The sequence below is a fragment of the Streptococcus sp. NPS 308 genome (assembly GCF_002355895.1).
Taxonomy (GTDB): domain Bacteria; phylum Bacillota; class Bacilli; order Lactobacillales; family Streptococcaceae; genus Streptococcus.
Genome location: NZ_AP017652.1, coordinates 1,328,575 through 1,349,054 on the forward strand (window position 1 = coordinate 1,328,575; position 20,480 = coordinate 1,349,054).

Below are 20,480 nucleotides of genomic sequence, written 5' to 3' on the forward strand. Positions count from 1 at the left end.
TTTTGTGGTACAATAGATCTATGAAACATTTTGATACTATTGTTATCGGTGGAGGACCTGCTGGTATGATGGCTACCATTTCCAGTAGCTTTTATGGGCAGAATACTCTCCTTATCGAAAAAAATCGGAAACTCGGAAAAAAATTAGCTGGTACTGGTGGTGGTCGTTGCAATGTAACTAACAACGGAACTCTAGATGACCTACTAGCTGGCATCCCTGGAAATGGACGCTTTCTATACAGTGTCTTTTCCCAGTTTGATAACCACGATATCATCAACTTTTTTACGGAGAATGGTGTTAAACTTAAGGTTGAGGACCACGGCCGCGTCTTTCCTGCCAGCGACAAATCTCGGACCATTATCGAAGCCTTAGAGAAGAAAATCATTGAGCTAGGCGGACAAGTTCTCACTCAAACAGAGATTGTCTCGGTTAAAAAGATAGACGACCAGTTTGTTCTTAAGTCCGCAGACCAAACCTTCACTTGTGATAAACTCATTGTCACAACAGGTGGTAAGTCTTATCCTTCGACTGGTTCGACTGGTTTTGGTCACGAGATTGCACGTCATTTCAAACATACTATTACCGAGCTTGAAGCTGCTGAGAGCCCATTGTTGACAGATTTTTCGCACAAGGCCTTGCAGGGGATTTCACTGGATGATGTGACCTTAAGCTATGGTAAGCATGTCATCACTCATGATCTGCTCTTTACCCACTTTGGTTTGTCAGGACCTGCTGCTCTACGCATGTCTAGTTTTGTCAAGGGTGGGGAAGTTCTCTCACTGGATGTTTTGCCTCAACTTTCTGAGAAAGACTTGGCTGCATTTCTAGAAGATAATCGGGAAAAATCCTTGAAAAATGCTTTGAAAACTTTACTTCCGGAACGCTTGGCTGAGTTTTTTGTACAAGGATTTCCTGAAAAAGTCAAACAGCTAACTGAAAAAGAACGCGAACAACTTCTCCAGTCCATCAAAGCCCTCAAAATTCCTGTGACTGGCAAAATGTCTCTTGCCAAGTCCTTTGTCACCAAAGGCGGTGTCAGTCTCAAAGAAATAAATCCTAAAACTCTGGAAAGCAAACTCGTTCCTGGGCTCCACTTTGCTGGCGAGGTACTGGATATCAATGCCCACACGGGCGGCTTTAACATCACTTCTGCCCTCTGTACCGGATGGGTGGCAGGCTCCAATCCAATAAATACCAAATAAGAAAGGAAGTCCTTTGGAACATATTATTTTACTAAGAGGCGTTACTCCTAATGGAAAAAATGCTATCCCGAAAATGTCTTATTTGGTAGATATTTTGACAGAAGCTGGTTTTCAACACGTTCGAACCTATATTCAAAGTGGGAATATCATTCTTGAGAGTGACTCAGATTTAGAAGAAATACGAGAACGCGTTCATACTTTGATACAGGAAAAAATTGGGGCCGACTTAAAAATGGTTATCAAGAATAAGAACGATTTTGAAAAGATTGTTCATGAGAATCCATTTAAAGAAGACTATCTTCATGATCGTGTGCATGTAATTCTTTATCAAGGACTTATCCAAAGTCTGCCACTAGAAAAATTGAAAACTGACTACGGCGAGGAAGAAATCTGTGTAGGCGATTACTGTCTCTACCTCTATCTTCCTAGAACTGCAAAACAAAAAAAGCTCAATACCAACTATCTTGAAAAATTGTTTGGCGTGGTTCTGACCATGCGAAAGTTAAACGTAGTTGAAAAACTATTAACCAAATAGTACTTGAAACCAGAAAAAATCAGCAGAGGTAACTCCGCTGATTTTTATTTTGTCTGTGTCTGAACGTAAGCTGCAATGGCATCTGATGTGTACTGGGCTGTTCCAGGTCCAAATTTATCAATGTTTTCCTTGAACTCAGGGTTATAGACGTATCCTTTACCGATATGTCCGAAGACTTCAATAGAGCAGTCAAATCCATAAGTACGAATGGCTTGCAAGAGCTTGGCTGCTTGCTCTTGGTTTTCAGCTGCTGTTGCAGGTAAACCAGCTTGAAGATTTTGCGCCAAAGTTTGAAAGACTTGGTTAAAGGCGGCCGTAGACTCATCTTCGCGACCCTTTTGGCGTTCGAGGGCTTGATCCATGACTTCTTGTCCATACTCCTCTACCGCTTCTTGGTGGTATTTTTGATTGTCTTGATAGCTAAATCCAGTGAATTTTTCCTCAATGGTCATTTTTCTTTCTCCTTTTTGTTCTTGAATGGTTTTTTGCAAGGTGGAAATCAAGGTATCTAGATGTTGCCTTTCTCGAGTTAGATACTCTAACTGCCTCGTCAAATGGGACAATAAATCTGTCCTTTCTTCCTTTAACAGCCCTGCTATTTTTTCTAAAGAAAAGCCTAGATATTTGTAGTATAGAATGACCTGAAGGCGTTCTAAATCCTCTTGACTGTATGTTCGATAGCCGTTTTCCGACTTTAAGGGGACCAAGAGTCCTATCTTGTCATAGTGGTGCAGGGTCTTGACAGAGACACCTGAAAGCTGCGCAGCTTCTTTTATATGGTACATGATTTCCTCCTTACAAGAATAGTATAAACCCTCCCCTTAGGTCAGAGTCAAGTGTTTCTGCGAAAATTTTTTAACTTTTTGGGAAAGGTGTGAAAACTTGAAAATGGTTTTCTTGACAGACATTAGAAAACATGATAGGATAGTCAAGTCTATCAATCAAACAGAAGGCTCATAAAGAGCCATTGAGAGAAGGCTATTTGACAACTCAAGTAGCCTTTTCTTATTTAAAAAAAGGAGATCGGAGTTTCAACTATGTCAGAAAAATCGCAATGGGGCTCGAAACTTGGCTTTATCCTAGCATCTGCTGGCTCAGCCATCGGGCTTGGTGCCGTTTGGAAGTTTCCCTACATGACTGCTGCCAACGGTGGAGGAGGCTTTTTACTGGTCTTTCTCATTTCTACCATTTTAATCGGTTTCCCGCTCCTGCTTGCTGAGTTTGCCCTTGGCCGTAGTGCTGGTGTTTCTGCTATCAAAACCTTTGGAAAACTGGGCAAGAATAGCAAATACAATTTTATCGGTTGGATTGGTGCCTTTGCCCTCTTTATCCTCCTATCCTTTTACAGTGTCATTGGAGGATGGATTCTAGTCTATCTGGGTATTGAGTTTGGAAAATTGTTCCAACTCAGCGGAACGGGTGATTATGCTCAGTTATTCACTTCAATCATTTCAAATCCAGCCATTGCCCTAGGGGCTCAAGCTATCTTTATCTTGTTGAATATCTTTATTGTATCACGTGGGGTTCAAAAAGGGATTGAAAGAGCTTCAAAAGTTATGATGCCCCTGCTCTTTATCATCTTTGTTGTTATCATCGGTCGCTCTCTCAGCTTGCCAAATGCCATGGAAGGCGTTCTCTACTTCCTCAAACCAGACTTCTCTAAGCTGACAAGTGCAGGTCTCCTCTATGCTCTAGGACAGTCTTTCTTTGCCCTTTCATTAGGGGTCACAGCCATGCTGACCTATGCTTCCTACTTGGACAAGAAAACCAATCTAGTCCAATCAGGAATCTCCATTGTAGCCATGAACATCTCGGTATCCATCATGGCAGGTCTAGCCATTTTTCCAGCCATGTCGGCCTTCAACATCCAGTCTGAAGGGGGACCTAGCCTCCTCTTCATCGTTTTGCCACAGCTCTTTGACAAGATGCCCTTTGGAACTATTTTCTACATCCTTTTCCTCTTGCTCTTCCTCTTTGCGACGGTCACTTCTTCTGTAGTCATGCTGGAAATCAATGTGGGCAATATCACCAATCAGGACAACAGCAAGCGGGCTAAATGGAGTGTCATTTTAGGAATATTGACCTTTGTTTTTGGAATTCCTTCAGCCCTATCCTATGGAGTTATGGCGGATGTTCACATTTTTGGAAAGACTTTCTTTGATGCCATGGACTTCTTGGTTTCCAATCTTCTCATGCCTTTCGGTGCTCTCTGCTTGTCTCTTTTTACAGGCTATATTTTCAAGAAGGCACTTGCAATGGAAGAACTTCATCTTGATGAAAGAACATGGAAACAAGGACTTTTCCAAGTTTGGCTCTTCCTTCTTCGTTTCGTCATTCCAATTATCATCATCGTGGTCTTTATCGCTCAATTTATGTAACCAAAAAGGACTTGAGTAGTAAACTCAGGCCCTTTCTTTTTTATGGATGGCTCACAATCAATTCCAAATCTTGCCCTTCCAAGGTCCAAGCTTCAACATCACTTGGTAGGATAAAGTGGCTGCCTTTTTGGATTGGATAATCTTTTCCATCTACAATCAGTTTCCCTTGGCCAGCTAAGACACTCAACAAGCTGTAGTCAGCTGTCTTTTCAAAATCAACTTTTCCAGTGATTTCCCACTTGTAAACGGCGAAGAAATCATTGGATACAAGGAGAGTTGAACGTAGGTCATCAGCCTTGATAGTTACAGGACGGCTATTTGCTGGTTCACCAATGTTCAAGACATCGATGGATTTTTCAAGGTGAAGCTCACGCAAGTTGCCATTGTCGTCCTTGCGGTCAAAGTCATAGACACGGTAGGTTGTATCACTAGACTGCTGGGTTTCAAGGATTAAGATACCTGCCCCGATAGCGTGCATGGTTCCGCTTGGTACATAGAAGAAATCTCCAGCCTTAACAGGGACTTTTGTTAATAGACCATCCCAGTCTTTAGCTTCGATTTGCTGACGGAGTTCTTCTTTTGACTTGGCATTGTGGCCATAGATAATCTCTGAACCTTCGTCTGCTGCGATGATGTACCAGCATTCGGTTTTTCCAAGTTCGCCTTCATGCTCGAGTCCATAAGCATCGTCTGGATGAACTTGGACACTGAGCCAGTCATTGGCATCGAGGATTTTGGTCAACAGTGGAAATACTGGCTCTAGACGATTTCCAAACAACTCACGGTGTTCCGCATACAAAGTTGCTAGGTCTGTTCCCTGGTAGCGTCCATTGGCAACTTTAGAAACCCCGTTGGGGTGAGCTGAGATAGCCCAGTATTCTCCGATTTTTTCACTTGGAATGTCGTAACCAAACTCATCACGTAGCTTGGTTCCACCCCAGATTTTTTCTTGCATAACTGATTGTAAAAATAATGGTTCTGACATGTCGATCTCCTGTCTGATTTTTCTCCCCTCATTATAGCAAAAAAAGAGTTCGAATTGAACTCTTTTTCCTATCTTATAAAGTAGGGAGAAGATTTTGTAAAAATAGTAACGAAATAATCTTTTACTTTATGGAGGAACCTCTAAAGCAGCACTCAGAAAGCTCGCTGTCAACGGCTATTCTCCTCAGCTCTCATTAGACTTCTTTTACTTGAGAATCTATTTTTATGTACAAAACAGTCTTCTTTTTAAATCAATGCCGTAATGGCCGTTACTAGACCAAAAACGATACCTGGAGCATTGACAGCTGCAAGGGGAATATCTCTTTCTTTCTTGAAAAGACCGTAGTAAACCCAGAGACTACAGTTGATGGCTGCAACCAAGGGTTGGATAAAGTTCCCTTTTTGACCAGCCAGATTGTTCATGATTTGTGGGAAGTAAGACACGTACATCATAACAGACATGAAGGTCGCTACCCAACCCAAAATTTTCATTTGTTTTTCAGACATTTTCAAAACCTCTTTCATTTTTATGAATCATATTTTATAATCTTTTTTCAAAACAATCAAGACTTTGAAGCTTTTGTTATGAAGATGTAAACTATCACAATCTTGTGATAAGAAAAAGACCGGATTTCTCCGATCTTTCAATAGTTCCTATTCTCAGATTCTATTTTAAGAATGATTAAGGTTAACGTCAAATGACTACGCGTCCTATTTCATACGATAAAAGTCAATCACTAGGCCATCAGGGCCTTTAACTAGTAGCGATTCCGTTCCCCAATCAGTTCCAGCCGGACCGTTTAAAATCTCGACACCAATTTCTTTCAATCGTTGGAAGTTCTGATTTAGATCCTCAACCTCGATGTGAAGAATGATTCCTGATTGAAAATTTCCCAAAGGAATCAAATGATTTTGGGACAACATAAGACAATGACTGCCAATCGTAAACTGAGCAAAACTGTCATCAACATAATCGGACTTTTTATCCAAAATACGCTCCAAGTCAGCACAGACTTGGGGAACATCTGAAACGATAATATCTAATTGATTTAAATTCATTTACTATCCTCCACAAAAAGACCGGAGTGCTCCGATCTTTTTAAGTTCCACGAAGTAATTATTTGATTGCGCGTGATTGCAATCCTTCTTCTTCCAAGAAGAGGCGGAATGGTACAAGCTCTTCAGCTTCGTATTTTTCCTTGAAGGCTTTGATAGCTTCTTCTGAGTGTTGTTTTGGATCCAACTCAAGTACTTCTACTGGAAGTGGACGATGTGGAGTGATGTGAGCATCGATAACAACAGTTTTACCTTCTTTGTTCAATTTAACAGCTTCTGCAACAACTGCATCGATGTCTTCGATACGGTCAACTGTAAATCCTACAGCACCTTGCGCTTCAGCGATTTTCGCATAGTCAGCATTAGGGAAGTCACAACCAAACAAGTGTTTGTTTGTGTCTTCGTATTTGTCCTTGATGAAGGCATATTTACCATTTGAGAAGACAACGTTGATAACTGGAAGGTCGTATTGAACGTTTGTGATCACGTCTGGGTAGCACATGTTGAATGCACCGTCACCCATGATGTTCCATACTTGGCGATCTGGATTGTCTTTCTTAGCAGCGATACCACCAGGAAGGGCAATACCCATTGTCGCAAAGAGTGGAGATGTACGCCACATGTTCTTAGGTGTCATGTGAAGGTGACGAGTTGATGTTTGAGTAGTGTCACCTACGTCGATTGAGTAGATAGCGTCTTGATCAGCATGTTTGTTGATTGCATTGTAAACTTGATACAATTGCAATTCACCCTCAGTTTTACCTTCGAGTTTGTTCATGTAATTACGCCAGTTTTGGTTGTTCTTCACGTTTGCACGCCACCATGGAGTTGACTCAACTGGGTTCACTTTGTCGAGGATAGCTTTAGCTGCTTGACCTGCATCACCAAGGATTGAAGCATCAAGGGCGTGGCGTTTACCAAGTTTGTAAGGGTCGATATCGACTTGGATGAATTTTTCAGTGTTCTTGAAGGCTTCGTAAACTTCAGCAAACGGGAAGTTTGAACCAAGGAAAAGAACTGTGTCTGCTTCGAAGACAACTTCGTTAGCTGGTTTCCAACCAACACGGTAAGCAGAACCTGTCAACCCTTCGTAGTTCCATTCGAAAGCTTCGAAGTTTTTACCAGTTGTGATGATTGGTGCTTTGATTTTACGTGACAATTCAGTAATCACTTCACCAGCTTTGACACCACCGTAACCAGCGTAGATAACTGGACGTTCAGCATTGTTCAAGATTTCAACAGCTTTGTTGATTTCAACTTCATTCAAGGCAGGAGCGATGAATGAACGCTCGTATGAACCTGAACCGTAGTATGAGTTTTCGTCGATTTCTTGGAAACCGAAGTTTACTGGGATTTCAACAACAGCTGGACCTTTTTTAGAAACTGCAGCACGGCAAGCTTCGTCAATTACTTTTGGCAATTGTTCAGCGTAAGCTACACGTTTGTTGTAGACAGCTACTCCGTGGTACATTGGGTTTTGGTTAAGCTCTTGGAAAGCATCCATGTTGAGTTCGTTAACTGGACGTGATCCAAGGATAGCAAGGAATGGAGTGTTGTCCATAGCTGCATCGTAAACACCGTTAATCAAGTGAGTCGCACCTGGACCACCTGAACCTACTGCAACCCCGATTGAGCCACCGAATTTAGCTTGCATAACCGCTGCAAGAGCACCTGTTTCTTCGTGGCGAACTTGCAAGAAACGGATATCTTTGTCTTCAGCCAAAGCGTCCATCAATGAGCTGAGTGTTCCTGATGGGATACCGTAGATAGTGTCTACGCCCCATGTTTTCAATACGTTGAGCATTGCTGCTGATGCAGTAATTTTCCCTTGAGTCATTATAACTCTCCTTCAAATATTTTTAAAATTTGATTCATCCGTTTTCATATACTAATTGGAAACGTTTCAGCAAATTTTTACTCTACTACTTTACCATAATTGTTTTTTGTCTCCTAAAGATGTGCTCAGAAGTTTTTATTCTCTATTACAGTACAGTTTGAAAACGTTTTTTAGAACTGTTTTATAATACTCAATGAAAATTAAAGAGCAAACTAGGAAATTAGCCGTAGGTTGCTCAAAGTACAGCTTTGAGGTTATAGATAAAGTTGACGTGGTTTGAAGAGATTTTCGAAGAGTATAAAAAGCAGGTAAGCCCGCTTTTAGTCTATCTTAGTAACGTTTAGCATGAGTGAACTGATCAAAACAGATACAGAGCTAAAGGCCATGGCTAGACCTGCCAATTCTGGGTTGAGAACCAGACCAACACCTGAAAAAACTCCTGCTGCAATCGGAATTCCAGCGACATTGTAGATAAAGGCCCAGAAAAGATTGAGCAGAATTCGATTAAAGGTTTTCTTACTCATGTCAAAGGCACGAACCACTCCTAGGAGGTTATTAGTTGTCAACACCAAATCTGCTGACTCGATGGCAATATCTGTTCCAGCTCCCATAGCAATCCCCACATCTGCTACACTGAGGGCAGGAGCGTCATTGATACCATCACCAACAAAGGCTACTTTGCCAGCTTGTTGCAGTTTATGGATTTCATGGGCTTTTTCTTCTGGCAATACACCTGCAATGACCTCTTCAATGCCAATCTGATCTGCAATGGCACGCGCCACACCAGCATTATCCCCTGTCAGCATGACTGTTTTAAGACCTCGTTTTTTCAACTGACTGATGGCAAGTTTAGCATTTTCCTTAGGAATATCTTGTAGTGCAAGCAAGCCTTTGATTTCATTGTCAACAGCCAAGAACACAACTGTCTTAGCTTCTTTTTCCAGTTCTTCTAGTTTTTCCTGATAAGTGCTTGAAATGATCATCCCATCCAGCATTTTAGCATTTCCAAGCAAGACTTGTTTCCCAGCTATTTGCCCTGAAACACCTTTTCCATGAAGGGCTTGGAAATTTTCCACAGTTTGAATCTCAAGTCCAGTTTCAGTCGCTCGCTTGACAATGGCCTCAGCCAGTGGGTGTTGGGAAACTTCTTCCAAGGAGGCTGCCAATCCAAGCACTTCTACTTCGTCGCCGATGATATCTGTTACCACAGGTTTCCCTTCCGTCAAAGTCCCTGTCTTATCAAAGACGAGAGTTTTGACTTTCTGGATTTCTTGTAAGACGGTTCCATTCTTGAGGAGAACGCCCATTTTGGCACTACGACCAGTCCCCACCATGAGGGCTGTTGGTGTTGCAAGTCCCAAAGCACAAGGGCAGGCGATAATCAACACTGCCACCCCATAAAGGAGAGAGGTCACAAAGCTAGCCTCAAGCAAGACAAACCAAAACCAAAAGGTCAGAATCGCTAAAATGACAACTGCTGGGACAAAAATCCCTGAAATCTTATCCGTCAAATCCTGAATTGGTGCTCGGCTGGTCTGGGCTTTCTTCACAAAGTCTACAATCTGCGCCAAGACCGTCTCTGAGCCAACTTTTTCTGCCCTAAAAACAAGCGTTCCACTGTTATTGATGGTGGAGCCAATGACAGTATCTCCAACGCTTTTATCCACCGGCAAACTCTCACCTGTCACCATGGATTCGTCAATACTGGACACACCTTCGACTACAACCCCATCAACCGCAATCTTTTCACCTGGCCTTACTCGAATCAGGTCACCTACATGAACTTGGTTCAAGGGGATTTGAACATAGCTATCATCACGCAAGACTTCTGCAGTTTTAGCCTGCAAGTCCAGTAATTTCTCCACAGCTTGGGAAGTATTTTTTCGCATTTTCTCCTCAAAAACCGCCCCCAAAAGAACAAAAAAGAGGATAAATCCAGCACTTTCAAAGTAAACAGGGAGGCCAGCAAAGAGGGCAACCAAGCTATAGAGATAGGCCACTAGAGTTCCCAGAGCAACCAAGCTATCCATGTTGGCATTGTGCTTTTTAAAGCTGGCCCAAGCACTCTGGATATAAGGACCACCTGCTACTAGCATGATGGGTGTTGTGGCTAAAAAGGTGCCCCAACGCATGACTTGGTGACTAATTCCTCCTGTCGACATCCCAATCATGATAATCACAAGAGGTACAGTAAAGATACTAGTAATCCAAAAACGTTGCAAAAGTGGCAAAGATTTTCGAGTCTTCTCAACTACGGTATAACTTCCCTTTTGCATCTTCATACCACATGAGAATTCATGCTCCCCCAACTCTTGAGGTATAAAACGAATTGTCTTCTCTTCATCCACGCCGATTGGTTCCAAGATGTCTTCTTCTTCAAAAAGGATTTCCTTGTAACAGTTTGAAGGAGTTATACGATGAAAGGTAATTTCAGCGGGAATCCCTTTTTGAAGCTGAATATGGGCTGGATGGTAGCCTTTGTCTGCCGTGATACGGATTTTTTGAACACCATTTTCAAGACTTGCTTTTACGATTTCAGTCATATCATTCTCCTATTCTACAATCATCTTACCGTGCATCATATTCATGCCACAAGAGAAACCATACTCTCCAGCCTGTTCAGGTGTGATTTCCACTACATACTCTTCACCCATAGGCAAGTCCGCATGCACTCCAAAATCTGGAAAAACAATTTGATCCAGACAGGGTAACGGATCCTTACGATCAAAGATAATACGTGCTGGCACCGATTTCTTGAGAATAATCAACTCAGGCGTATAGCCCCCTTTGACTTCCACTCGAATCTCTTGGTAGCCCTTTTTTTGCTGGGCCTTTTGTCCAGATTTTTCAGGCTTTTTGAAAAACCAAAACAAGATAAACGCTATAAGGGCAATACAAATAATGGTTACAATACTATTTAACATGACGTCTCCTTTACATACAATTACATTTTACTTCAGCAACTGCCCTGGCTTTCTTTTCAGAAATCACAGCTTCCAAGTCAGCCAAGTCAGCCAAAGTGAAATCACATTCGACAATCAAATCAGCCAACAAGTTCTTAATCCTACGAGAACAAACCTTGTCCTTGATATCTTGGACAAGCAAATCCCGACTTTGGTCTAGATTAAAAAGCGCCGAATAGACAAAGGACTTGCCTTCTTTTTTCCTTGTCAGACACTCTTTCTCTACTAAGCGAGCCAAAAGAGTTTGAATGGTCGACTTGGACCAGTCGAACCGCTCCGCTAAAACCCTGATCAAATCGCTACTGGTCTGTTCCCCTTGCATCCAAATAATCTTCATGACCTGCCATTCTGCATCTGAAATCTGCATAATCACACCTCCTAAATCTACATTTGTCGATTACAGTTATTAGTATATTCCGAAAATCTACATTTGTCAACTATAATTTTTATTATTTTTTCGAAAAATAGAATTATAATCATGTAACGAGAGATTTTCAGTCAAATTTCACTATATAAACTATAAAAATATGCTATACTGTAGAAAAAAGAAAACAACCACTAGGGGTGCGTAAAGCTGAGATTAACGACTGTTAGATCCCTTTGACTCAATCTAGGTAATGCTAGCTGATGGAAGTGGAAATGATAATGAGGACTACTTGTCTTCTATTGCTTTCCTGAAACAGACTAGCTTGTTCTTAAGAATACAAACTTCAGTTGGTTGGGAGGTTTTAGATGACTTATTTACCCGTTGCTCTAACCATTGCAGGGACTGACCCTAGTGGCGGTGCTGGCATTATGGCTGACTTAAAGTCGTTCCAAGCGAGAGATGTCTATGGAATGGCCGTTGTGACCAGTCTTGTCGCTCAAAATACCAGAGGTGTTCAGCTAATCGAGCACGTTTCTCATCAAATGTTGAAAGCCCAATTGGAGAGCGTCTTTTCGGATATCAAGCCTCAGGCTGTAAAAACTGGGATGTTGGCAACTACTGAGATCATGGAGATCATCCAACCCTATCTTAAAAAGCTGGACTGTCCCTATGTGCTTGACCCTGTTATGGTCGCTACGAGTGGGGACACCCTGATTGATACCAGTGCGAGAAGCTTCCTAAAAACAAATCTGCTTCCCCTTGCAACTATTATCACGCCCAATCTTCCTGAGGCAGAAGAGATTGTTGGTTTTTCGATTCATGATCCAGAAGACATGCAGCGTGCTGGTCGCCTGATTATAAAAGAATTTGGTCCTCAGTCCGTTGTTATCAAAGGTGGCCATCTGGAAGGTGGTGCCAAGGATTTCCTCTTTACCAAGGAGGAGCAATTTGTCTGGGAAAGTCCAAGAATTCAAACTTGTCACACCCATGGTACTGGATGTACCTTTGCTGCTGTGATTACGGCTGAACTAGCCAAGGGCAGAAGTCTTTACCAGGCAGTTGATAAGGCCAAGGCCTTTATCACAAAAGCCATCCAAGACGCTCCTCAACTCGGACATGGTTCTGGCCCAGTCAATCATACAACTTTTAAAGATTAAGAAAAAAACTCTCTAGTTCCCGCAATAAGGAAATTAGAGAGTTTTTGATTAGGAAACAATGTCATCTAGCTTTGTTAAAAAGGCTTGTGTTTTTGCCTCAATATCTTCTGCCTGCATCACATCACGTACGACAGCTACTCCAGCTATACCCGTGCCGATAAGTTGGTCAATATTCTCTGACGTCAAGCCTCCGATAGCAACTACTGGAATGGCGACCGTTTGGCAAATTGTTTTCAAGGTTGAAATCAGGGTAATGGGTGCATTTTCTTTGGTCGTAGTCGGGAAAATGGCTCCTGTTCCCAAGTAATCCGCACCTGATGTTTCTGCTTCGAGAGCTCTTTTAACTGTTTTAGCAGTGACACCGAGGATTTTTTCAGGACCCAAGACTTTGCGGGCAACCGAAACTGGTAGTTCATCGTCGCCGATATGCAGACCTGCTGCATCGACTGCAAGACAAACATCCAACCGATCATCGATAATCAAGGGGACCTGATAGGCATCTGTTATTTCTTTGACTTGTTTTGCCAGTTGATAGTATTGATTGGTGGTGAGATTTTTTTCTCGTAGTTGGATAATAGTAACACCTGAACGACAGGCCGTCTCGACTTTTTCAAGAAAGTTTTCCAAGGAATCTTGGTAGCGATTGGTTACTAGATACAGTCTAAGTACTTCTCTATTCATAAAAATCTCCTTTGATGGCTTCTAGCCAGTTTTCATCTCTTTTTAGGAGAGAGAGTTGATTGAGAACTTGGTAACGAAAATCTTCTAATCCCATTCCTTGAACAACTATTCTCTCAGCAGCGATATTGAGATAAGAGACCGCTAGACAAGAAGCTTCAAAGGCAGTCATTCCTTGGCTAAGAAAAACGGCTGTCAAGGCTCCAACTAAGTCTCCTGTCCCTGTTATCCAGTCTAATTCTGCACAGCCATTTCCCAATACAGCAACTTGATTTTCTGAAACGATGAGGTCCTTGGGGCCAGTGACTAAGAATGACATACCAGAATAGGTCTGACACCAGTCTTTCAAGACTTGAAGCAAATCCTCCGTTTCTTGATCTTTAGCACTCGCATCAACTCCAACTCCATGGTGTTTTAAGCCAACAAGACTTCGGATTTCTGACATATTTCCTTTAAGGACCGTGGGCTTGTATTCTAAAAGATCTCTGACTAGATCCTTACGAATGAGGGAAGCCGCAACGCCAACTGCATCTACTACCATTGGGAGACAAGCTTGAGCTGCATAAGTAGCTGCCATGCGGATTGCTTTCTCTTTCTCAGCTGACAAATGCCCCAAATTGATGAAGAGAGCTTGGCTTTGTTTAGTAAAATCAAGAACCTCACGAGGGTCATCTGCCATGACTGGTTTGCATCCCAGAGCCAAAATGCCATTGGCCAGCATCTCACAGGAAATCTCATTGGTGATGCAGTGAATTAAGGAGCTAGAGCTCAGAGGGAAGGGATTTGTAAATTCCTGCATCAGTCTATCCTTTCACCAAAAAAATATCCTTGTACTTTTTTAAAGAATTCCTGCTTGATTAAAAATCGAAAGGCAAGAAAAGCTATGGCTGTACCGATCAAGGTCGCTCCGAAAAATCGCGGAGTATAGATAAACCAGCTGAGCTTGGCCGCAGATCCCGTAAAGAGAACCATGACAGGATAGGAAACAATGGAACCGATAATCCCTGTTCCCAAAATCTCTCCTAGGGCAGAATAGTGAAATTTTCGACCGTACTTATAAAAGAGACCTGCAAGGAGGGCTCCAAAAGTAGCTCCTGTGAGGGCCAAGGGCGGAATGCCTTGAGTAGACATACGGATAAAGGCTGTGACTGTAGCCATGACCAAGGCATAAACAGGCCCCATCAAGATTCCTGCAAGAATGTTGACTACACTGGACATTGGTGCCATTCCTTCAATTCGAAAGATGGGTGTAAGAACTACGTCAAGGGCAATCATCATGGATAAAATGGTTAATTTGTGAACTTGAAGTCGGTGGTTTCTCATTTTCTATTTCTTCTCTTTTCCTAAGGACTGCAAATCACTCGTCCATGTTTGGTGTTGGTAAGCCATCTCCCAAAACTTGGCTTCCATGTGAACACTGATGTGGAAGGCATCTAACATTTTTTGTTTGTCCATCTCATTGCTTTCTCGATAGAGTTGATTGACCAGCTCTCCCTCCTCTCTGATCTGCTGCTCTAACTCATCGGTGATATAGGTCTCAATCCACTGCTGATAAAGAGGATTCGGGGATGGTTTGCGATTAAGTGCCTTTCCCAAATCATGGTATAACCAAGGACATGGGAGCAAACTAGCAAAAGCAATGCCCAAGTTTGGCTCTGCAAATTGCCGATAAATGTGAGAAATGTAATGATAGCAGGTGGGAGCGATTGGATGTTGCTCCATTTCCTGATCGCTGATTTCCAATTCCTTGAAAAATTGTTGGCGGATAAACAACTCACCCTCCACTAGACTCTGAGCATTTTGTTTCAAGAGTCTTTTCATCTCTTGATTCGAAGTCTTATCAGCCAAGAGGTGATAGATTTCTGAGAAGGCCTTCAGATAGTAGGCATCTTGAATCAGGTAATAGCGGAAAATATCAGGTTCTAAATTTCCCTCTTGTAATTGTAAAATAAAGGGATGATGAAAAGAAGCCTGCCAAGCTTCCTTGGATAATTCCATCGCAATATCTGTAAATTCCATAATAACTCCTTTATAAAAATAGACTGGTTTGAAGCAATAAAAAGAAAAGCAGGTAGATTAATTTTGTTTTTTTAGGAATATAAAAAGTCCGATAGCTATTCTCCACCTGTGCATGTTCATCATATCCATGCGCCGACAGAGCTCTCAGATAAAGATGGCGCCACCTAAAGACTGTCATCAGAACCTTGCTGTAAATCAAGGGAGACCAAACATGCAGTTCTTGACCACGTAATAGGCAAGCTTCTTTGAGGGACTTGATTTCTTTCTGAATAAGGGGAAAGGCATTGAATACCACAATTAAGGCATAAGCCCAAGACCGTGATAACCCCTTTTGAGCTAAGTACAAAAGAAGCTCTTTTAGGGAAATAGAGGAAACAAAGACAAGACCAATACAAACGGTCACAAAGGCCCTCGTTCCAAGCATCACTGCCTGCGAAGCATCTCCGTGTAACTGAACTGCCCAGTAGTTGGCCAAAGATGGCAAAATGGCTAGTAGAATCATCCAAGCCAACATCTTAAATCGACGGTAATAGAGCATAAAGAGGATGCAAAATGCGACTACCGAAAGATTCAGAGCAATCGAAGGAATGAAAGATGTTTCCAAGGATAAAATCAGCAAGAAGAGACTGATAATCGGTGTCTGGGTTGCTACTTTGATCATACTATCTTACCTCCCCTTGAATATTGCTACTCTGAGATATGAGTGGTTTGGTAATTGTCACTTCTTTCACATGACTGAGACCCTGACTAGTCATCTCAATCCAATAATCAACCACAGAGATCAAGGGATCTAAACGATGGCTAATGATCAGAAAACTTCTTCCTTGATTTCTCTCCTCCACAATCCACTGACAAAAATAATGGCAAGCTCTATCATCCAAACCTGCAAAAGGTTCATCTAGCAAGATCACAGAGGCCTTACTAGTCAAGATGGTCAATAGCTGAAGAATCTTTTGCTGGCCACCACTTAATTGATAGGGACTCTTATCAAGCGCCTGCTCCAGATTAAAATATCGTAAAGCTTGGAAAATCCGCTGATTTCTTTCGGAGTCTGGACTATCTAATTGCAATTCCTCTCTCAGACTGACTCGGATAAATTGCTTCTCAGCTTCCTGAACAACACCCGTCAGATCACGATACAAACTCTTTTTCTTTTTCAGGACTGTCCCCTTCCAGATAATGCGCCCCTCATACTTTTGAAATTGAAGAATAGACCGAAAGAGGGTTGATTTCCCAACACCATTATCACCCAAAATACAGGAGATTCCTTGGTAGAATGTAAAATCCGCAATTGAAAAGAGGGGACGCTTATCCAGCTCACAAGTCGTTCTATCCATATGGAACAATTCCGGGCTAGAAGCAACTTCCTTTGAAGCAACCTGTGTCATCTCAGAGGTAGGGATTTGAAACACCTCCCTTAACTGGCCGTCTCTTAGCTCCACCATATGGTCGATATAGGCTTCATAGTCTGATAAATCATGGTCACACAGGATGACTGTCTTCCCATCAAGAGCCAACTCTTTTAGAATTTCCAATATCTCGATTCTGCTCTTGCGGTCAATAGAAGCAAAGGGTTCATCCAAGAGATAGACCCTAGGATTCATAGCAAAGAGAACAGCTAGCGCAGCCTTTTGCTTTTCCCCACCTGATAGGTGATGAATGGGACGGTGCAAGATTGGCTCGCAACGACATTGCCGAACCACCTCTGCTATTTTAGCATCAATCTCTTGAAGGGGATGGCCGATATTCTCCAGGGTAAAAATCAGCTCCTCAAACAAGTTCTCCATGGTAAATTGATGATTGGGATTTTGAAAGAGAATGCCAACCGTCTGGACACGTTCGATGATAGAAAGCTGACTGACCTCACTCCCATTTATCAGGACTTGACCGCTATAGGGAAGAGAACTGACTTGGGCAATCATTTGAAAGAGACTGGATTTTCCTGAACCACTGCTCCCAACTAACAAGGTGAAGGCTTCCGCATGAAAAGTAAAATCAAGAGGCTCAGAGAAGATTGGGGACTGAATCGCTCGTAGTTCCAGCCCCATCTATGCCTTGCCCCCAGCTGCAAACTGATGATAAAGTTTGACAATGGCACGAACCAAGATGGTACAGAAGAAAAAGACAGAAATAAAGCGCACCACAAGCAAGGAAAGGACAAAAGGAAGGGAGAAGGCGTAGTAACCTAACTTAATGTATTCATAGACAAAACTAACAAGCGTAATCCCAATACTATTAGCAGTTAGAGAGAGCCAACTTTCATAGCGATTCTTGGTTACGATAAAACCAAGTTCACTTCCCAAACCTTGAACCAAGCCAGACAAAAGGGCACCTAGACCGAATTGACTACCATAAAGGACTTCAGCAAGTGCAGCAAGCACTTCTCCAATCGTTGCGCTTCCCACTCTTGGAACAAAGATGGCAGCAATGGGCGCAGCCATACACCAGAGACCAAAGAGGATTTCATTGGCAAAGACCTGTAAACCAAGAGGGGCTAAAATCAGAGTGAGGATATCAAACAGATAGCCTGAACCCACAAAAACGCCACCAAAAAAGATAGACAAGAAAGCAAGCAAGATAACATCTTTTAACTGCCATTTTTTCAACATAAAAAAACTCCTTTTTTAAAGAAAAGTGGGGCATTCAAGGAGAGCTGCCAAAAGGCTTGCGGTCAAGCCTATCCTCTTTTGATAAACAAAAAAACTCCAATTACAATCAAGAATTAGAGTTTAGCTTACAAGATTAGACAGTTTCTTTCGACATACGAAAAAAACCTTTTCACATTTCCCTTCGCCAGTCTTAACTGTATCAGGTTCAATGGGTATCATCTCAGCCTAAAGCACCCCAAATGTCTTTATTATTTTATTACTGGACCAGTATAACAGAATTTGAAAGCCCTAGCAAGATATTTGACCGGAAAATATATTTATATAGTTTGTTTGTTCATTCTTTTAATTTGCATAAAAGTATTGAATCTGTCCTATAATTCATAACCGATATCAAAAAAGGCTAATTCTAAAGCAACTGCTTGATTCCAGCGTTGCTGAAGTTCTGTCAAATCTTCTCGATTTTTCCCGACACGATTGAGTTCGTCAACCAGAAATTGAACCCACTCTGTAAAGAAAGGACCTCTGTGGAGATTGACCCATTCTAAATGAATATAGGCTTCAGGTAGAGCCAAATCTTTAGAACCCCAGTCTAAATAGAGACCTTCTGCAATGACTAGCATGACCAAAAGATGGGCATAGTCTGATGAAGCCACAGCAGAATACATTAGCTCCTGAAACGCTTTTGTTACAGGGTGCAAGGTCACTTCTAGATAGTCACTCTCTGCTACCTTTAACTCTTTAAAAGCCTTTTGGAAATAACCATCTTCATCTGCTTCAAGAAAGCCTAGTTGCTTGGCAAAACGAAGTTTGGATTCAAGCTGGTCTGCGTGAGCTACACAGGCACCCAGCATGGATAAGAAAGCATCAAAGAAATGATAATCTTGAATCAGGTAGTCTTTTAAGACCTTATTCTCAATTGTCCCCGCAAAAAGTTCCTTGACAAAACGATGATTAATTGCAGCCTGCCAATCCTTCTGATTGCTTTTTAATAATTCTCCAACGGTCAAACCCGGCTGAAATGCATAGTCTTGTGTTTCCATATTTATTTTTCCTTTCTTTACTCCTTAGTAATCAATAAAATATCAAGAGATACCAAGCAAAATCGTAATTCTACTTGATACTTTTAAAGAACATCGAGGGCATTTGCAGAGCTACCTAAAAAAGCCTATCCTCTTTTGATAAACAAAAAAACTCCAATTACAAACGAGAATTAGAGTTTACCTTACAAGATTAGACAGTTCTTTTCGACATAGGAAAAAAACCTTTTCACATTTCCCTTCGCCAGTCTTAACTGTATCAGGTTCAATGGGTATCATCTCAGCCTAAAGCACCCCAAATGTTTTTATTATTTTATTACTGGACCAGTATAACAGAAATTGAAAGCCCTAGCAAGATATTTGACTGAAAAATATATTTATATAGTTTCTGATAACGATATAATCTTTCTATACACGAAGAAAAACCTCCACATCAGGTGGAGGCCGTCTTCATTATCAATACAATTTTAAGTCACGAGGGTCGACTGGGAAGGTTGGGTTGTATGGGTTGTGACGGAGTTTGAAGTGTTTGACATCCTCAATAGTCTGAGTTCCAGATAATTGCATGACTGTCTTCAATTCTGCATTCAAGTGCTCAAAGACTTGACGCACACCAACACTGCCTCCAAGAGCCAAACCATAGATCACAGGGCGACCAATAGCTACCAAGTCTGCTCCTGAAGCCAGGGCTTTAAAGACGTGTTGACCGCGACGAACACCAGAGTCAAAGACAATTGGTACACGTTTATCAACTGCTTCAGCCACTTCTTGAAGCGAGTCAAAGGATGCTGGTCCACCGTCGATTTGGCGGCCACCGTGGTTGGTTACCCAGATACCAGAAGCACCTGCGGCAAGAGAGCGTTCAACGTCCTCACGACACTGTGGCCCTTTCACATAGACAGGAAGACCTGAGTAAGCAGCGATAAATTCTACATCACGTGGAGACAAGCGTTGTTTAGCTGATTTGTAAACAAAGTCCATTGATTTACCAGCACCTTCTGGCAGGTATTCCTCAACAATTGGCATACCAACGGGGAAGACAAAACCATTGCGCTTGTCGACCTCACGATTGCCCCCTACAGTTGCATCTGCCGTCAAGACAATCGCTTTGTAGCCTTCAGCCTTCACACGGTCCATGATGTGGCGGTTGATCCCATCATCTTTACTAAAGTAAAATTGGAACCAGTGAGGTGTCCCTTGAAGAGCTTCCGTAATTTCTGGAAGGTCAACGGTAGAGTAGGAGCTGGTTGTATAGAGGGAACCAAACTCATGCACACCACGCGCAGTCGCCACTTCACCCTGTTCATTTGCCAATTTATGAGCCGCAACAGGCGCCATAATGATTGGTGAAGATAATTTTTCACCAGCAAATTCAATCTCTGTACTTGGATTTTCAACATCACAAAGCGTATGTGGAACGATGAGTTTGTGGTTAAAGGCACGGATGTTCTCGCGTAAAGTGAAAGTATCCTCTGCTCCACTAGCGATATAACCAAAGGCAGCTTTAGGAATGACTTGTTGCGCCATTGCCTCCAAATCAAAAACGTTAATAAAATCTACAGGTCCTTCTGCATTACTTGTTTTATATGACATAAAATGTCCTCCTTGTTAAGTAAGCGTTTGCTTTTTATCTTACTTAAACATCTTAACTCTTTTTC

The 20,480-nt window shown here is 42.0% G+C and carries 21 protein-coding genes and 3 riboswitches; of the genes, 4 read left to right on the forward strand and 17 right to left on the reverse strand.

Translation table 11 applies throughout. The annotated features are described in order from the left end of the window. The first annotated feature begins 20 nt into the window (after positions 1 to 20). Positions 21 to 1,202 carry an NAD(P)/FAD-dependent oxidoreductase gene (locus SNAG_RS06955; protein ID WP_096407846.1) on the forward strand — a complete coding sequence of 394 codons (1,182 nt, stop codon included), beginning with the start codon at positions 21 to 23 and terminating at the stop codon, positions 1,200 to 1,202. Between the two features lie 13 nt (positions 1,203 to 1,215). Continuing rightward, on the forward strand, positions 1,216 to 1,737 hold the full coding sequence (locus tag SNAG_RS06960) for a DUF1697 domain-containing protein (protein WP_096407848.1): 522 nt from the start codon (positions 1,216 to 1,218) through the stop codon (positions 1,735 to 1,737). 44 nt (positions 1,738 to 1,781) lie between these two features. Here the strand turns inward: SNAG_RS06960 and SNAG_RS06965 are convergent, their stop codons facing one another. Then, the gene (locus tag SNAG_RS06965; protein ID WP_096407851.1) at positions 1,782 to 2,522 is read right to left on the reverse strand and encodes a MerR family transcriptional regulator; all 741 of its coding nucleotides are present in this window, start codon (positions 2,520 to 2,522) and stop codon (positions 1,782 to 1,784) included. A 252-nt stretch (positions 2,523 to 2,774) separates the two neighbouring features. Here SNAG_RS06965 and SNAG_RS06970 point away from each other — a divergent pair, with 252 nt between their 5' ends. Then, positions 2,775 to 4,115: a sodium-dependent transporter gene (locus tag SNAG_RS06970; RefSeq protein WP_096407853.1), complete on the forward strand. Its 1,341-nt coding sequence runs from the start codon at positions 2,775 to 2,777 to the stop codon at positions 4,113 to 4,115. A 40-nt stretch (positions 4,116 to 4,155) separates the two neighbouring features. Here the strand turns inward: SNAG_RS06970 and manA are convergent, their stop codons facing one another. The 7 genes from manA to SNAG_RS07005 form a co-directional block, all read right to left on the reverse strand. Beyond that, positions 4,156 to 5,100 carry a mannose-6-phosphate isomerase, class I gene (gene manA, locus SNAG_RS06975; protein ID WP_096407856.1) on the reverse strand — a complete coding sequence of 315 codons (945 nt, stop codon included), beginning with the start codon at positions 5,098 to 5,100 and terminating at the stop codon, positions 4,156 to 4,158. Between the two features lie 245 nt (positions 5,101 to 5,345). Next, the gene (locus tag SNAG_RS06980; protein WP_096407859.1) at positions 5,346 to 5,606 is read right to left on the reverse strand and encodes a SemiSWEET family transporter; all 261 of its coding nucleotides are present in this window, start codon (positions 5,604 to 5,606) and stop codon (positions 5,346 to 5,348) included. Positions 5,607 to 5,810: 204 nt separating this feature from the next. Beyond that, positions 5,811 to 6,158, reverse strand: coding sequence for a VOC family protein (locus tag SNAG_RS06985; protein WP_096407861.1), 348 nt, complete (start codon positions 6,156 to 6,158; stop codon positions 5,811 to 5,813). Positions 6,159 to 6,216: 58 nt separating this feature from the next. Further along, positions 6,217 to 7,992 carry a pyruvate oxidase gene (spxB, locus tag SNAG_RS06990; protein WP_096407864.1) on the reverse strand — a complete coding sequence of 592 codons (1,776 nt, stop codon included), beginning with the start codon at positions 7,990 to 7,992 and terminating at the stop codon, positions 6,217 to 6,219. Positions 7,993 to 8,312: 320 nt separating this feature from the next. Then, positions 8,313 to 10,535 carry a heavy metal translocating P-type ATPase gene (locus SNAG_RS06995; RefSeq protein ID WP_096407866.1) on the reverse strand — a complete coding sequence of 741 codons (2,223 nt, stop codon included), beginning with the start codon at positions 10,533 to 10,535 and terminating at the stop codon, positions 8,313 to 8,315. A 9-nt stretch (positions 10,536 to 10,544) separates the two neighbouring features. After that, a complete protein-coding gene (locus SNAG_RS07000; protein ID WP_096407869.1) occupies positions 10,545 to 10,916 on the reverse strand; it encodes a cupredoxin domain-containing protein in 372 nt (123 codons plus the stop codon). A gap of 10 nt (positions 10,917 to 10,926) precedes the next feature. Continuing rightward, on the reverse strand, positions 10,927 to 11,322 hold the full coding sequence (locus SNAG_RS07005) for a CopY/TcrY family copper transport repressor (RefSeq protein ID WP_096407871.1): 396 nt from the start codon (positions 11,320 to 11,322) through the stop codon (positions 10,927 to 10,929). Positions 11,323 to 11,505: 183 nt separating this feature from the next. After that, a riboswitch (TPP riboswitch) is annotated at positions 11,506 to 11,604 on the forward strand. An 83-nt stretch (positions 11,605 to 11,687) separates the two neighbouring features. On the opposite strand from SNAG_RS07005, the gene thiD reads away from it, so the two are divergent. Then, positions 11,688 to 12,479, forward strand: coding sequence for a bifunctional hydroxymethylpyrimidine kinase/phosphomethylpyrimidine kinase (gene thiD / locus SNAG_RS07010; RefSeq protein WP_096407874.1), 792 nt, complete (start codon positions 11,688 to 11,690; stop codon positions 12,477 to 12,479). A gap of 48 nt (positions 12,480 to 12,527) precedes the next feature. Here the strand turns inward: thiD and thiE are convergent, their stop codons facing one another. From thiE to lctO, 9 genes are all read right to left on the reverse strand, one after another. Continuing rightward, positions 12,528 to 13,160: a thiamine phosphate synthase gene (gene thiE, locus SNAG_RS07015; RefSeq protein WP_096407876.1), complete on the reverse strand. Its 633-nt coding sequence runs from the start codon at positions 13,158 to 13,160 to the stop codon at positions 12,528 to 12,530. Next, entirely contained in the window at positions 13,153 to 13,956 is an 804-nt protein-coding gene (locus SNAG_RS07020; RefSeq protein ID WP_096407879.1) for a hydroxyethylthiazole kinase, read from the reverse strand. Before SNAG_RS07020 ends, thiE begins: the two co-directional genes overlap by 8 nt. Continuing rightward, a complete protein-coding gene (thiW, locus tag SNAG_RS07025) occupies positions 13,956 to 14,480 on the reverse strand; it encodes an energy coupling factor transporter S component ThiW (protein ID WP_001244067.1) in 525 nt (174 codons plus the stop codon). Before thiW ends, SNAG_RS07020 begins: the two co-directional genes overlap by 1 nt. Before the next feature lie 3 nt (positions 14,481 to 14,483). Further along, positions 14,484 to 15,176 (reverse strand): thiaminase II, encoded by a 693-nt coding sequence (tenA, locus tag SNAG_RS07030; RefSeq protein ID WP_096407881.1) that lies wholly within the window; start codon positions 15,174 to 15,176, stop codon positions 14,484 to 14,486. 10 nt (positions 15,177 to 15,186) lie between these two features. Beyond that, positions 15,187 to 15,837, reverse strand: a complete 651-nt coding sequence (locus tag SNAG_RS07035; protein ID WP_000598432.1) for an energy-coupling factor transporter transmembrane component T — start codon at positions 15,835 to 15,837, stop codon at positions 15,187 to 15,189. 1 nt (position 15,838) lies between these two features. After that, positions 15,839 to 17,224: an ATP-binding cassette domain-containing protein gene (locus SNAG_RS07040; RefSeq protein ID WP_096407884.1), complete on the reverse strand. Its 1,386-nt coding sequence runs from the start codon at positions 17,222 to 17,224 to the stop codon at positions 15,839 to 15,841. Next, a complete protein-coding gene (locus tag SNAG_RS07045; protein ID WP_096407886.1) occupies positions 17,225 to 17,785 on the reverse strand; it encodes an ECF transporter S component in 561 nt (186 codons plus the stop codon). Positions 17,786 to 17,944: 159 nt separating this feature from the next. Then, positions 17,945 to 18,033, reverse strand: a riboswitch (TPP riboswitch). A gap of 123 nt (positions 18,034 to 18,156) precedes the next feature. Further along, positions 18,157 to 18,825, reverse strand: a complete 669-nt coding sequence (locus SNAG_RS07050; protein ID WP_096407888.1) for a TenA family protein — start codon at positions 18,823 to 18,825, stop codon at positions 18,157 to 18,159. A gap of 216 nt (positions 18,826 to 19,041) precedes the next feature. Beyond that, a riboswitch (TPP riboswitch) is annotated at positions 19,042 to 19,130 on the reverse strand. Between the two features lie 148 nt (positions 19,131 to 19,278). Further along, positions 19,279 to 20,415: an L-lactate oxidase gene (gene lctO, locus SNAG_RS07055; RefSeq protein WP_096407891.1), complete on the reverse strand. Its 1,137-nt coding sequence runs from the start codon at positions 20,413 to 20,415 to the stop codon at positions 19,279 to 19,281. Positions 20,416 to 20,480 lie beyond the last annotated feature (65 nt).